Source organism: Candidatus Pelagibacter sp. (genome assembly GCF_052049935.1).
Classification (GTDB): domain Bacteria; phylum Pseudomonadota; class Alphaproteobacteria; order Pelagibacterales; family Pelagibacteraceae; genus Pelagibacter.
The window spans coordinates 62,174-76,610 of sequence record NZ_JBNGZA010000004.1 but is presented as its reverse complement, the minus strand read 5'-3'; the positions used below and the strand labels follow the sequence as shown (position 1 = coordinate 76,610).

Annotated in this window: 16 protein-coding genes and 1 tRNA gene; 7 read left to right on the top strand and 10 right to left on the bottom strand. The window is 29.0% G+C overall.

The window, feature by feature from the left end:
* Positions 1–20: 20 nt before the first annotated feature.
* From ACTT90_RS03025 to ACTT90_RS03015, 3 genes are all read right to left on the bottom strand, one after another.
* Positions 21–1,355 (bottom strand): TRAP transporter large permease, encoded by a 1,335-nt coding sequence (locus ACTT90_RS03025; protein WP_440937378.1) that lies wholly within the window; start codon positions 1,353–1,355, stop codon positions 21–23.
* Complete coding sequence (locus tag ACTT90_RS03020) at positions 1,356–1,970, bottom strand: TRAP transporter small permease subunit (RefSeq protein ID WP_440937377.1); 615 nt, start codon at positions 1,968–1,970, stop codon at positions 1,356–1,358.
* Between the two features lie 70 nt (positions 1,971–2,040).
* Complete coding sequence (locus ACTT90_RS03015; protein ID WP_014953120.1) at positions 2,041–3,138, bottom strand: TRAP transporter substrate-binding protein; 1,098 nt, start codon at positions 3,136–3,138, stop codon at positions 2,041–2,043.
* Between the two features lie 150 nt (positions 3,139–3,288).
* Between ACTT90_RS03015 and ACTT90_RS03010 the strand changes: the two genes are divergently transcribed.
* The 6 genes from ACTT90_RS03010 to ACTT90_RS02985 are packed head-to-tail and all read left to right on the top strand — an operon-like array spanning position 3,289 to position 8,574.
* A complete protein-coding gene (locus ACTT90_RS03010; RefSeq protein ID WP_440937376.1) occupies positions 3,289–4,884 on the top strand; it encodes a GMC family oxidoreductase in 1,596 nt (531 codons plus the stop codon).
* Positions 4,884–5,480 carry a TerC family protein gene (locus tag ACTT90_RS03005; RefSeq protein ID WP_440937375.1) on the top strand — a complete coding sequence of 199 codons (597 nt, stop codon included), beginning with the start codon at positions 4,884–4,886 and terminating at the stop codon, positions 5,478–5,480. Before ACTT90_RS03010 ends, ACTT90_RS03005 begins: the two co-directional genes overlap by 1 nt.
* Complete coding sequence (locus ACTT90_RS03000; protein WP_440937374.1) at positions 5,473–6,237, top strand: SDR family NAD(P)-dependent oxidoreductase; 765 nt, start codon at positions 5,473–5,475, stop codon at positions 6,235–6,237. Before ACTT90_RS03005 ends, ACTT90_RS03000 begins: the two co-directional genes overlap by 8 nt.
* Positions 6,237–7,001: an SDR family NAD(P)-dependent oxidoreductase gene (locus ACTT90_RS02995; RefSeq protein WP_440937373.1), complete on the top strand. Its 765-nt coding sequence runs from the start codon at positions 6,237–6,239 to the stop codon at positions 6,999–7,001. Before ACTT90_RS03000 ends, ACTT90_RS02995 begins: the two co-directional genes overlap by 1 nt.
* Positions 7,002–7,790, top strand: a complete 789-nt coding sequence (locus ACTT90_RS02990; protein WP_440937372.1) for a peptidoglycan DD-metalloendopeptidase family protein — start codon at positions 7,002–7,004, stop codon at positions 7,788–7,790.
* Positions 7,791–7,800: 10 nt separating this feature from the next.
* A complete protein-coding gene (locus tag ACTT90_RS02985; protein ID WP_440937371.1) occupies positions 7,801–8,574 on the top strand; it encodes a fumarylacetoacetate hydrolase in 774 nt (257 codons plus the stop codon).
* Here the strand turns inward: ACTT90_RS02985 and ACTT90_RS02980 are convergent, their stop codons facing one another.
* The 3 genes from ACTT90_RS02980 to ACTT90_RS02970 form a co-directional block, all read right to left on the bottom strand.
* Entirely contained in the window at positions 8,575–9,138 is a 564-nt protein-coding gene (locus ACTT90_RS02980) for a class I SAM-dependent methyltransferase (protein ID WP_440937370.1), read from the bottom strand.
* Between the two features lie 8 nt (positions 9,139–9,146).
* Positions 9,147–9,917, bottom strand: a complete 771-nt coding sequence (locus tag ACTT90_RS02975) for an NAD kinase (RefSeq protein WP_440937369.1) — start codon at positions 9,915–9,917, stop codon at positions 9,147–9,149.
* 7 nt (positions 9,918–9,924) lie between these two features.
* Positions 9,925–10,010: transfer RNA gene (locus ACTT90_RS02970), tRNA-Leu, on the bottom strand.
* Between the two features lie 301 nt (positions 10,011–10,311).
* On the opposite strand from ACTT90_RS02970, the gene ACTT90_RS02965 reads away from it, so the two are divergent.
* Positions 10,312–10,833, top strand: coding sequence for a hypothetical protein (locus ACTT90_RS02965; protein WP_440937368.1), 522 nt, complete (start codon positions 10,312–10,314; stop codon positions 10,831–10,833).
* A gap of 56 nt (positions 10,834–10,889) precedes the next feature.
* Here the strand turns inward: ACTT90_RS02965 and ACTT90_RS02960 are convergent, their stop codons facing one another.
* From ACTT90_RS02960 to ACTT90_RS02945, 4 genes are read right to left on the bottom strand one after another with little or no spacing between them, the layout of a single operon-like run.
* Positions 10,890–12,557 carry an LIC_10190 family membrane protein gene (locus ACTT90_RS02960; RefSeq protein ID WP_440937367.1) on the bottom strand — a complete coding sequence of 556 codons (1,668 nt, stop codon included), beginning with the start codon at positions 12,555–12,557 and terminating at the stop codon, positions 10,890–10,892.
* Positions 12,558–12,575: 18 nt separating this feature from the next.
* A complete protein-coding gene (locus tag ACTT90_RS02955; RefSeq protein WP_440937366.1) occupies positions 12,576–13,268 on the bottom strand; it encodes a glycosyltransferase family 2 protein in 693 nt (230 codons plus the stop codon).
* Positions 13,269–13,271: 3 nt separating this feature from the next.
* Positions 13,272–13,673 (bottom strand): gamma-glutamylcyclotransferase family protein, encoded by a 402-nt coding sequence (locus tag ACTT90_RS02950; protein ID WP_440937365.1) that lies wholly within the window; start codon positions 13,671–13,673, stop codon positions 13,272–13,274.
* A 5-nt stretch (positions 13,674–13,678) separates the two neighbouring features.
* Positions 13,679–14,428 carry a competence/damage-inducible protein A gene (locus tag ACTT90_RS02945; RefSeq protein ID WP_440937364.1) on the bottom strand — a complete coding sequence of 250 codons (750 nt, stop codon included), beginning with the start codon at positions 14,426–14,428 and terminating at the stop codon, positions 13,679–13,681.
* Positions 14,429–14,437: the final 9 nt, after the last annotated feature.

Sequence of the window (14,437 nt, the reverse complement as noted above, 5' to 3'; positions counted from 1 at the left end):
ACTATTTTTTAATCTAAAATTTATGATGCGTAAAGGACACTTGGAAGCCAAAGAACAATTTTTGGAAATATTATAATTAAAATTAATCCAATTACTTGAATTACCATAAATTGCATCATTCCATAATAAATATCTTTTAAATCCCATTCTGGGACTACTCCTTTTAAGAAATAAGCAGACAAAGCGACTGGAGGTGAGAGCCAGGCGGTTTGTAAATTGACGGCGACTAATATAGCAAACCACGTAAGGTTGAAACCTAAAGCTTCAATCAGAGGTAAAATAATTGGAACTATAATCATAACAATTGGAACCCATTCTAATGGCCATCCTAATAAAAAGATTACAACCATAACTATTGCTAAAATTAAATATTTATTCATTTCAAGACTTAATAAAAAGTCAGTAAGCAACATCGGAGTTCCTAATCTAGAAAAAACTGCACCAAAAAAGTTTGAAGCTGCGACTAAAACCATGATTAAAGCTGAAATTTCTAAAGTCTTTACTAGCGAGTCTTGAAGTTTTTTTAATGTTAATTTTCTATATGCTATTGCCAATAATAATGATCCCATTGCACCACAACCTGCTGCTTCTGTTGGTGTAGCAAAACCAAATAAAATACTACCAAGTGCAGCAAAAACTAATGCGGCTGGTGGAACAAGCCCTAAGAAAAATTCTATCCAAACGTGTTTCATACTAGTTGCTCTAAGCTCTGGTGGTAACACGGGACCTAATTTGGGATTAATAATACATCTAACTGTAGTGTAACCTGCATAAAGTACAGCAAGTAATACTCCTGGTAAAATTGCAGCTGCAAACAAATCAGTAACCGGGATTTCCATTATTGGCCCCATTACTACAAGCATAATACTTGGTGGAATTAAAATTCCTAAAGTTCCACCCGCTGTAATAGTACCTGCAGCAAGTCTAACATCATAGCCAGATCTATTCATGGATTTAGCAGCCATAATTCCAAGAATAGTTACAGATGCCCCTACTATTCCTGTAGCAGCTGCAAAAATTACAGATACAAATAAAACAGCGTAATAAAGAGATCCTCTTACTTTAGCTAAAATCAATTGAAATGCTGAAAACAATCTCTCCATCAATCCACATTGCTCCATCATAATACCCATAAAGACAAAGAGCGGGACGGCGGCCAAGGTTTGTTCTGTCATGACCATAGAAAACTGTAAGGTCATTAAATAAAATACTAATTTTCCAAAACCTAGATAACCAAACACAAATCCTAAAAATATGAGAGTAAATGAAATTGGAAATCCTACAAATATAGAGAATAACATTACGCCAATTAATATAAAACCAAGTATGGCTGGGTCTACAAACTCTGCTAACATCTATTCTTCATCTCCTGGCCATTTACCTTTTGTGGAAGCCCAATAACTTTTTAAAATTTCTGATACACCTTGAACTAATAAAAATAATATTCCTATCCATAGACAAGCTTTTATCGGCCACATTAATGGCATCCAAGCTGTATCCATTCCTCTTTCACTCCTCGTAATAGACTCTTGAACGAAGCCTGTTGTCATATAAAGAAAGACAATCAATCCTGGAAAGTAAAACAATAAATATAACCAAAAGTCTATTAGACCTTGTGTTTTTGTTTTAAAATTTCTGTATAAAAAATCAGCTCTGATATGAACTCCTTTTGAAAGAGCATATCCTGCGCCTAACATAAATAAAGCTCCATACATAAATCTACTCATGTCATAAGCCCACATAGTTGGAGCGTTAAAAAGTTTTCTTGCTAGAACTTCATAAACCATTGCAAAAATTAATGGAATTGTTATCCAGCAAACTATGTTTCCAATAATCTTATTTATTTTATCAATATTTACGATTGTTGATGCCATCCAACCTGGCATATCGCTTGGCATTTTTCCAGAACCACCTCGCCTTTCAGCGATCATTTCATCAGTTATATCTAATTTATTTGGTTCCTCAGCCATAAGAATTCTATAAAAAAAACCAGAGCGGATTTTAAACCCGCTCCAGTTATTAATTATTATTATCTAAATACTACTTAAGAGTAGCAGCGTGAGCCATTCCTAGCTTCGCATTAGACATTTGAGATCCAGACCAGAAAGGTACTGCTATATCAGCAAATGCTTTTTGAGAGTCCCATACTTTTTTGAAGAAAGGATTCTTAGCAGCATTTGTTTCTAAACTTTTCTTAGCAGCAGCCATATATGCTGGGAAATAGTCAGCTGGAGTGTCTTGTAAAATTACACCATGCTTAGTTGTTAACTCAGCAAGAGCTTTTCCATTTTCATATATTCTGTAACTCATTGATTTTGATAAAGAAGCGTTTGCAGCAACTTCTAAAGCTTTCTTCTCAATAGCAGACATTTTCTTATATTTGCTACCATTTAAATAGAAGTCAGCATTTACTACTACTTGGTGAAGACCTTGTAAGTAGTAATTTTTTAGAACTTTGTGTAAACCGAAAACCATGTCAGGCTTTGGACAGCACCATTCAGCTGCATCGATTGTTCCTGCTTCAAGAGCTGGTAGAATATCTCCACCACCCATTGCAACAGATGCTACACCGATATCTTTATAAGTTTGACCAGGAATTCCTGGAGGAGTTCTGAACTTATATTTTCTAAAGTCAGCCATACTATTAATCGGCTCTTTGAACCAACCTAAAGCTTCTGGACCAACTGGTTGTAACATGAAACCTTTGATGTCTCTTCCCATCTCGCTCCATAATTGGTCGTAAAGTTCTTTACCACCACCATATTGGAACCAAGATAAGAACGCGATGTTGTCAATACCAACACCTGCACCTGCTACTGGCGAACCAAATAACATTGCAGCTGGGTGATCACCTGACCAATAGTGAGTCCATGCGAAACCACAATCGATCAAACCTTTATCAACAGCGTCTAGAGTTTCTTTCACACCAACAACTGCTCCTGCTGGCATAATTTCAAACTTAAGTGAACCTTGAGTTAGTTCAGTTACTGTGTCAGTAAAATCTTTTAACATTTTTACTTCATCAGCTTTTGCACTAATTACAGTTTGGCACTTAAGAGTTTGTGCAGAATTCGCTCCTGTAACTGTCATAACAGTTAAAAGAAGAGTTCCTACAACTAATGATATGATTTTTTTCATATTTATTTTTCCCTTTTAAGTTTTTATATATATAAAGTCATTAACCTTTCAAAAATACATTAAGACTACAAGTGTCAAATTAGCACAAACTAAAGATTAAAAAGATTCTAATGTAGAAATTTAGTTATTTATCACTATAAGTGTTCATCAATGGACACTTTTGATTATGTCATTCTTGGAGCAGGATCAGCAGGATGTGTTCTTGCTAATAGATTGTCTGAAAACCCAAATAACAAAGTTTTATTAATTGAAGCTGGTGGAAAAGATACATACCCATGGATCCATATTCCTGTCGGCTATTATAAAACAATGCACAATCCCAAAACAGATTGGTGTTACAAAACAGAACCTGATGAAACAATGGAAGGTGTATCTATTCCCTATCCTAGAGGTAAAACATTGGGAGGTAGTTCATCAATAAATGGTTTACTTTATATTAGGGGTCAAGAAGAAGACTATAATGTTTGGAGACAATTAGGAAACACTGGCTGGGGTTGGAATGATGTACTGCCATATTTTATTAAGGCAGAAAATCAAGAGCGTGGAGAAAATGAATTTCATGGTGTTGGTGGGCCTTTATCAGTGTCAGATATTAGAGTTAAACTTCCTATCTTAGATGTATTCAGAAATGCAGCTAAAGAAGCTGGTATACCAAGTGTTAAAGATTTTAATACTGGAGACAATTTTGGTTGTGGGTACTTTCAGGTTACTGAAAAAAATGGATTAAGATGTAGTACGGCTGTTGGGTACTTAAATCCAGTTAAACATAGAAAAAATTTAAAAATTGAAACTAATTGTCATGTAGAAAAAATAAATTTTGAGGGAAAAAAAGCTACAGGTGTTTCATATTGGAAAAAAGATAAATCATTCACTGTAAAATCTAATAAAGAAATAATCCTAAGCGCTGGATCTATTGGCTCAACTCAATTATTACAAGTTTCTGGAATTGGTGAGGCATCAAAATTAAAACAGTTTGGTATTGATGTTATCAATGATTTAGTAGGTGTAGGTAAAAATCTTCAAGATCATTTAATGTTTAGGCCAGTTTATAGAGTTAAAAATATTAAAACACTAAATAAAAAAATTAATAGCATTTTTGGTAAATTGATGATCGGAATGGAATATGTTTTTTTAAGAAAAGGTCCGATGACAATGGGTGCAAGTCAACTTTGCGCCTTTGCAAAAAGTGATAGTTCAAGAGCAACTCCGAATTTACAGTTTCATGTTCAACCAATTAGTCTTGATAAACTTGGCGCTTCAGATCTTCATGATTTTGACGCTTTTACTCCAACAGTTGCAAATATTAGACCTACAAGTAGAGGTGAGATAAATATTACAAATAAAGACAGTAGAGAATATCCGAAAATAAAAATGAATTACTTATCTACTGATGATGACAGAAAAGTTGCAGCAGATGGATTAAGGTTAGCGAGAAAAATTGTAATGGAAACTGAAGAGTTTAAACAATACGAGCCAGAAGAACATAGACCAGGAATACATTTAAAAGATGATGAAGAGCTTGTGAAAGCATCAAGTCATTTTGCTCAAACTATTTTCCACCCAGTTGGTACATGTAAAATGGGAAATGATGAAAACTCTGTTGTTAATGATCAACTTAAAGTTCATGGGGTTGAAAATTTGAGAGTAATAGATGCATCTATAATGCCAAATATTACATCTGGAAATACAAATGCACCAACTATAATGATTGCAGAAAAAGGTGCTGATATGATATTAGGAAAATAATGTTAGCTGAACTTTTTTCACCAGAACAACTTGCAATTTTAAGTCAAATTATCTTTATTGATTTAGTATTAGCTGGAGATAACGCAATTATTATTGGAATGGTTGCATCTAAATTTCCACCAGATCAAAGAAAGAAAGTAATTTTTTGGGGTATAGGTGGTGCTGTAATATTAAGAATTATCTTAACTCTTTTAACTGCTTACTTGCTGCAAATAACAGGATTAAGATTAATTGGAGGATTACTTTTACTTTATATAGTCTACAAACTTTATGTTGATGTAATCAAAGGCGCAGAACAAGAAGAAGATATTAAGGTAGATAACTCAAGTTTTTTAAAAGCTATTTGGACTGTTTTACTAGCAGATTTTACAATGAGTTTAGACAATGTTTTAGGTGTAGCTGGTGCTGCAGGTGATCATTATGGTTTACTTATTTTTGGTTTAGCTTTGTCGATAGTTTTAATGGCAACAGCTGCAAATTTAATATCTGGTTGGATTAAAAAATATAAATGGATTGCATGGGTTGGTTTATTTGCAATTTTAATTGTTGCGGTTCAACTAATCTATACAGATATTAGAATAATTTTTAATGTTTAAAAAAATAGATCTCAAAGGCAAAACAGCAATGGTTACCGGTGCTGGAAAAGGTATTGGTAAAGCATGTGCAATTGCATTAGCAGAAGCTGGAGCAAAAGTAGTAATAATCAGTAGAACTCTTTCAGATTTAATTAAAGTTGAAAAGGAAATAAAAAAAACTAAAGGATCATGCTTAAAATTTGAGTGTGATGTAACTGATTTAGATAAATTTAGAAATATTTTAAATAAAATAAATAAATTGGATATTTTAGTTAACAATGCTGGAAATAATAGACCAGAGCATTTCACTAAAATTAAAAAAGAAAATATGGAATATTTAGTCGAACTAAATATGAAAGCTGCATTTAACGTTGCTCAACTTTGTTCAAAAAAAATGGTTCAATTAAAGAACAGAAAAAAAGTTGGTGGATCAATAATCAATATGTCATCCCAACTTGGTAGAGTTGGAGCGCCAATTAGAAGTGTATATAACATGACTAAATTTGGTCTAGAGGGGTTAACTAGAGGAATGGCTTTAGAACTTGGAAAATATAACATCAGAGTAAATAGTGTTTGCCCTACTTTTGTGGAAACACCAATGGTTAAAGCATTCTTTAAAGACAAAAAATTTAAAGAGCAGATGATTAAAAATATTCCTCTTGGAAGGGTGGCTCAAGAAAATGATGTATCGACTGCTGTGGCCTTTTTGGCGGCAGACAGTTCTAATTCAATTACAGGCACTTCTTTAATGGTTGATGGAGGTTGGACTGCACAATAATGGGAAAATTTCTTAAAGATATCAATCTCAAAAACAAAGTAGCTGTCGTAACTGGTGCCACAAAAGGAATTGGAAGAGCAACAGCGATTGCATTACATCAAGTTGGTGCAAATGTTATAACAATCGGAAGAAATCAAAGAGAATTAAATACTTTAAAAAAAAAATTAAAAACAAGAATTAAAATATTTTCGTGTGATGTTAATGATTATGAAAAAATCAAAAAAATTATCTATGGATTGAATAGAGTTGATATTTTAGTCAATAATGCAGGAACTAATCTTCCAGAACCTTTCTTGAATGTAAAAAAATCATCATTAGAAACATTATTAAATGTGAATACTAAATCAGCATTTAATATGGCTAAACTCTGTACAGATAAAATGCTTAAAATGAGAAATAGAAAAAAAATTGGTGGAAGTATTATACATACATCATCTATGTTTGGATTAGTTGGAGGACCTAACAGAACAGTTTATAGTATGACTAAATTTGGTTTAGAGGGTTTAACTAAAGGTATGTCTATTGACTTAGCTTCATCAAATATTAGAGTGAATAGTGTCTGCCCTACTTTTGTGGCAACTCCTAGAGCAAAAAAATATTTAGCGAATAAATCTTTCAAAAAATATGCATTATCAAATATCCCATTGGGGAGAATTGCAACCGAAAGTGATGTTGCAACTGCTATTACTTTTTTAGCTTCAGATTCTGCATCAATGATAACTGGAACTTCGTTAATTATAGATGGAGGGTGGACAGCTAAATAAATGAAAAAAATATTACTCTTTATATTCTTATTCTATACATATCCTTCATATTCAATTGAATTTAATGGTAAATTTATCCAAGGTCATTTCATAACTGGAAAAACAGAACCTGGTTCTAAAATTATAATAGAAAAAAAAGAAGTTAAAGTTTCAAAGAATGGTTTTTTTGTTTTTGGGTTAGATAGAGATAGAAAAAATGATGTTTTAATCACAAAAATTACTAACGGAAAAAAAGAAAAAATAATTAAGAAAGTTTTTAAGAGAAAATATAACATTCAAAGAATAGATGGTTTGCCAGAAAACAAAGTAACTCCTCCAGAGTCAGTTTATATAAGAATAAAATCTGAAAATAATAAAATTGGTAAAGCAAGAGCCATTAATTCAAATTTAACATTTTTTAAAGATCAATTTATTATGCCAGTTGAGGGAATAATTAGTGGGGTTTACGGAAGTCAGAGAATATTAAATGGCAAACCTAAATGGCCTCATTATGGTATTGATATTGCTGCAAAAAAAGGAACAAAAATAAAATCCTCTGCGTCTGGAGTTGTTACGATGGCTGAACCAGATTTATATTATACAGGTGGAACTATTATAATGGATCATGGTCATGGCATTTCAACGATATACTCTCATTTAGAAACATTGAATGTAGATGTTGGAGATGAAATTAATCAAGGTGATATAATTGGAACAGTTGGATCAACCGGAAGATCAACAGGTCCTCATTTAGATTTTAGAATTAATTGGTTTCAAACAAGACTTGATCCAATGTCAGTAATCAATTAAGAAAATAAATATGAAAACTTTAATTGAAAAAACTTCTGATAAATTAGTTAATGCTTTTATAAAAAATAAAATAATTTCACCATTACCATTAAAATTTACAAAAAAATTAAAAGACGCAGAAAAATTTAGAAAACTATGTGAGAGTAAAGTTAAAGATCCAATAATTGGTTTTAAAGCAGCAGGAACTGGTTTTCCTTTAATGAAAAAATTTGGAGAAAAAGAACCCTTTTACGCATCAATATTTAAGAGAAATTTTGATAAATCAGGAAAGAAAATTAAAATTAATAACTCTACTTTAGGCATAGAGCTTGAAGTTTGTTACTTAGTAAAAAAAGAATTTTTTAAATCTAAAGGTAACATTACAATTAAAAATATCTCAAAATACATTTCTCATATGGCTCCATGTATTGAGGTGATTGGTTATAGACAAAGAAAAAAAGGTGTAACTGGATTTGGAGACTTATGTAGTGACTTTGGAGCAAACGTCAAATTTTTAATAGGAAAAAAAATTAAATATAAAAGAATAAATATTGGAAACTTAAAAACCAATATCCAAAACAAAAAAATCAAACAATCTGTAGATGGAAACACTAATACTGTTTATGTAAATCCATTAAACTCGTTAAGATTTGTTCTTAATAAAATTAAAAAAGATAAAATAAATTTAGACAAAAATTTTTATGTTTTTACAGGTTCAACGGTAGGAGTGGTACCAATACTTGGAAAAGGCATTTATGTTGGCAAAATTCATAGATTAGGTTCTGTCAAAGCGCTTATCAATTAGCTAAAAAGATAACAAAACTTGCTCATTAGTCTCATTAATTATTTTTAAATTATTTTTTTTCATATAATCAATTGATAAATTAGTTTTGCTACCTTTATCATCTAGCAAAACTAAGGAATCTTTATGTAAATATTTATAAGCAACAGTGATCTCTTTTAATTGATGATCTGAAGCTTCTTTGAAATGCCCATCTAATGAGTCTAGATAAAGAAAATCAATTTTTTTGTCATAATTTTCTAAAAAATTTAAGCTGTCATCTACAACAAATTTTACAAAATCTTTATTTTTCTTATTTATAAACTTTTTGGCATTTTCTATATTTTTTTTTTCAATATCACACGAGGTTAAGTAGCCATTCATAAATTTTACATAATCAGAAAATATCATAGTGCTCATTCCATCTTTCCAGTTTATTTTTGTAAAAAATAAAAATTTAACTTTTCCTCGAGCAACACCGGTTTCAACAAAATTCTTTAAATTCCTTTTCTGAGCTTCAATTAATGCAAATTTAAATGAGGAGAATCTTATATTTTTTTTATGATTATAATTTTCAAGAAAATCCATAAGAAAAATTATTTTGTTTCTCTTTTTAATTGTTCAATTTTTATTTTTTTTTGAAGACTTCTACTTTTATCATATAGCAAATTAAACTTGATTTTTTTGTTTGATTTAATTGAAACAACTTTTGCATTTCTTATTTCAATATTATCTGCAACTGCCATAACAGGTCTTTTAGAAGGATTAAGATTTTTTATAACAATTTTAGATTTATCACTTACAATTTTTGCTTTCCACCTTCTAGGACTAAAAGTGCTTATTGGTGCAATTGAAAGCTTTTTTGAATTCAAACTCAAAATTGGTCCGTGAACTGATAAATTATAAGCAGTACTTCCAGCTGGTGTTGAAACAAGAACTCCATCGGATACAAGTTTTTTTATAATATAATTTGAATCTTTTTTAATTGATATTGAAGCAGTTTGTCTGCTTTGTCTTAAAATTGAAACTTCATTAATTGCCAAATATTTTTTTATTATATTATTTTTATTTTTAACTATCATTTCTAAAGGTGAAATAGATATGAGTTTTGAATTTATGATGTTTTTATATAAATTTTTAGATGTAAATTTATTCATTAAAAAACCATAATTGCCTGAATTAATTCCATAAAATCGGATTTTTTTATTTTTATTTTTTTTTAATGTTTGAAGCATAAATCCATCACCACCAATTACGATTGCAATGTTACTGAATTGATTTTGAAAATTTTTTACTTCTTTAGATACTAAATTTTTTAACTTTAATGACTTTGAATTTTTATCAGAGATGACTAATAATTTAGACATTTTTTAGTGGTGCCCTCGGCCAGACTCGAACTGGCACTCCGCAAGCGGCAAGGATTTTAAGTCCTTTGTGTCTACCAATTTCACCACGAGGGCATTAGAAAATTTCAATGTTTCTATCACTTTTTTATATAACAACAAGTCCAAACTGGTTGCAAGTTATATTGGTATTCGACTGTCTATTTTTAGATGGATAATTTTTTTAAAATATTTAAATAAATAAAGTAATTTTTAAAAAAAAAATACCAAAGTATTCTTAAAGTATTCTTAAAGTATTCTTAAAGTATTCTTAATGAAAAAAATTATCTCATTATCCATTTTTTGTCTATTTTTTTGTCTTCGACCGTTCAAGCAGAAATATACAAATTAGATTGCAAACATGGCAAAGGGATAATAGGTGAAGGAAATAGAAACTATCAAAGTACAACCTGGTATATCAATTTTGATAAAAAAAAGTGGTCTTGGAAAAATTAATAACAAAAAAGTGAAGTACGTGTCAAAAACCTGGAAATCATCTGAAGAAAACATAGGTTTAAAAAAAAATGGTGCAATAATTCTTGGTCATATAGAAATGAACATAAATGGAATTTTATGGGGAGTAGTATTTCATCCTAGGGACAAAGAGGGAACTAAAGATAACATGATAGCATACGCTTTTAGTCTAGATGGAGTTGATAATGATCCTCAACATATAAGGTATATGAGCCAACTAGATAAGTTGGTAAAAACGATGGGGAAAAACAAGAAAGATTATGAAAAATATTTAGCAGTAGACAAAGAGAGACAAAAAATTATTACTAAATATAACATCACTCAAGATTGTTCAGTTCCAACAAAAATAAAAGCTGGAAAAACTAAAGCTAGTGAAAGTAATTTAACTGACAAGATTAAAAAAAGTATTACTGATTTGGTAAAGTAGTATTAACAATATGGTAATTTAAAATAATAATTAGATTATTTTACTAATATCTTTTATCATTTATCGTAATAAACCTTATAGCCAAATATATTTTTTAGATTTAGTTCTTTATCATAATTAGTGCATGGTGAATTAGAATACCCGCACTCTCCTCTAATGCTTTTGTAATGTGTAAATTGTTTCTCTGAATTAAAAGTCTTAATTAATTTTTGATCCTTTAAGATGTTTGGAAATACTCCATTTTCAAAATTTTTATTAATTCTTAATAAATTTTTTGATACTACACCCACTACTAAAATAATTAAAAATACATTTAAATATTTCGTATATTTAACAAATCTTTGATCTTTAATATCTTTAAAAAAAAATATGAAGGACAATGAGACTATTAATACGTAAATTTGAGAAATTCCTAATCGATAAACTGGAAATTTAAATAACCAAAAAAGAAAAAATAAAACACTAAATAGACAAAAATAAATATGATTTTTTTCTAATCTTTTTTTTTCAAAAATTTTTAAGTAACTAAATATTATTATATTGATAAAAATAAATACAATTATTGGTAAAACTTTTTCTAATACAAAAATAAAATGATTTTTTGACCATATAAAAAGCCAATCAAAACTATTCACATATTCTGTCATAGAATATCCGTGATTGTTATTTAAGTCTGGCCATCCTTTAGACCAAGCTTCATTTATCAAAATATTTTGGTTTAAATCTTTCGAAAACCAAAAGACATTATCTACACACGTTTGTAGTATCGGGTAAACAAAACATCCTGATATTAAAAAATTTTTGAAAACCCAACTAAAAAATAAAAGACAAATAATTATAGTAAATTTTGATCTTAAAAAATTTATTTTATCACTATTATATAAAAAAATTAGTATTGGAATTAAAGCAACAAAAATAAATGTTGGTTTCATTAAGAATAAAAATAAACTCAATAAAGATAATTCTTTTAAGTTATCTTGCAAATTTTTTTGATAAAGTGATTTAAAAAGTATGAAGGTAAAAAAGATATAATAAAGGTGTGGTTGAGCATCATTACCAAATTCGCTATATCTGTTAAAAGAATAGATCGATATTACTAAAAATAAAAAAGCAATATAAGAAATTAAATTTGAATTATTAACTTTAGATCTATCTTTAAATTCATAATAAAAATAAACAAAAAAAAAGGAGGTTACTAAAGATGTTGGTATTAATATTCCTTTTTCAAATAAGAAATAATTATTAAAAAAACTAGCTATATATTGAAATATGGATATGTGAGCAAATCTCTCATGAATGTTTGCTACTCCAATAATTATTTTGTGATCATTAATTATTTTACTATAAGGCAAATGATACAACCATGCATCTGGCCTGTTAACTGTAGAATAAACAATCAATATAAAACTAATTGAACAAACAAAAAAACACTTAATTAGAAAATCTTTTTTATTAATATTATTAATTAAGCCTAAATTAATTGATAACAATATAACTAATATAAAAATTATAGTATTTACTAATGGGTTAAGTTGGGTAAAGAAATTTAAAAATAGAGACAACGTTCCAATTAATATGAATCCATAGAAACCATCTTCTAAAAAGTTTAATTGATTATTACTATTTAAAAAGATTCTACGTAGTAAAAAACCACTTGAGGAAACAAAAATAACAGAAATAAAAACTTGAAAATAAAAAAGAAATAAATCTAAAAATAATGTCATTAAATTTTAAAGTTATTATTATTTAAATAAATTATAATAAACTATGCATCTAAGGGCGCTAAAACCATCTTTCCAAGTAATTTTTTTTCCATCTGAATAAGTTCTGCCAAAATATTTAACTCCAACTTCATAAATTCTTATATTTTTAATTTTAGCAATTTTAGCAGTAACTTCAGGCTCAAAACCAAATCTATTTTCCTCTAAATTGATGTTTTTAATAATCTCAGATTTAAACACTTTATAACACACTTCCATGTCAGATAAATTTAAATTGGTGAACATATTTGATAAAAGTGTCAAAATATTATTACCAATCATATGCCAAAAATATAAAACTCTTTTTTCTTCTGAACCTATAAATCTAGATCCATAGACCACATCTGCGACACCATTTTCTAAAGGTTTTAATAATTTTTCATAATCTGATGGGTCATATTCTAAATCAGCATCTTGAACTAATATATAATCACCTGTGGCTGCATTGATACCTTGTTTTATGGAATATCCTTTTCCATAATTTTTATCATTAAATATTAGTTTATCTATTTGGTCTTTAATTTCATTTTTTAAAATTTCTCTAGTACTATCATTAGAAAAATCATCAATGACAATTATTTCTTTGTCGAATTTTGATTGTGCATGAACTTTTTTTAAAATCTCTTTTATTGTAGACTCTTCATTGAAACAAGGAATAACAATACTTAATTTCATAAATTAACCCTTTAGAGCTTTTCTTAGATAGCTATTATCTAGATTACAATCTTTGTAACCTCTTTTTACTATATTAAGATACCTTTCTGTTGGATATTTAAAAATAGTTTTTTTTGTCATTGTATAAGTCATCACTTTTTTTCCATAATAATTAAAATAGTATTTTCTATATAAATTTGGAAAATCCTCATATACATCGAGTTTTTTTTCATCACTCTTAGAAATTTCAAATAAACCTCCTGGAACGATTGAGTTTCTTTTTGGTTCAATGTCTGCAGCTCGATATTTACTTCGAAATGTTAAACGAAAATCTTTTAAATTTATTTTCTTTAAAAAAATACTATCTTTGCATCTTCTTTTCATTTGAAAATGATGAAGATTACTACCATAAGCAAAATATAACATTAAAACTATCTTTCCACGATTTCAATTTTTTTTTTATTAACGAATTCAAGTATTTTTAAATTGCATTCATCAATTTTACTTTGATTTTCAGATCTTAGAACAATTGAGACCCCAAGTTTTCCAGCTTGAAAGAAAGGATAGCTTCCTATTTCTACATCTTGATTGTCATTTTGAACTTTTGTTAATGAGTCTGCTATTTCACTCTCAACAGTTCGTAAACTTATTGTTTTACTAATTATAGGATCGCCACCAACAATATCATTTTTCAATCCACCTAACATTGATTTTAAAATTGAAGGAACTCCTGGAAGACAATAAACATTCTCAACATTAAATCCTGGTGCACCACTTGTTGGGTTTAAAATCAAATTTGCATTTGAGGGCATCCATACCATTTTTTGTCTACCTTTGTTAAATTCTCCTGGTTTGTAGTATGTCTCTAAAATTTTATAAGCTTTTTTATGAATTTCGTACTTTAATCCAAATGCTTTTGAAACTGACTCTGCTGTAATATCATCATGAGTGGGCCCTATACCTCCAGTAGTAAAAACATAATTATAAATTTTCCTTAAATGATTAAGGGTTGAAATTATTGTTTCTTCAACATCAGGTATTACTCTAACTTCTCCAACTTTAACACCTATTGAATTTAACCAAGTTGCAAGAGTGCTTGTATTTGTATCTTGAGTTCTTCCAGAAAGAATTTCATTACCAATTATTAATATAGCGGCATTAACTTTAGTTTCTTTGGTCATTTTAAGAAT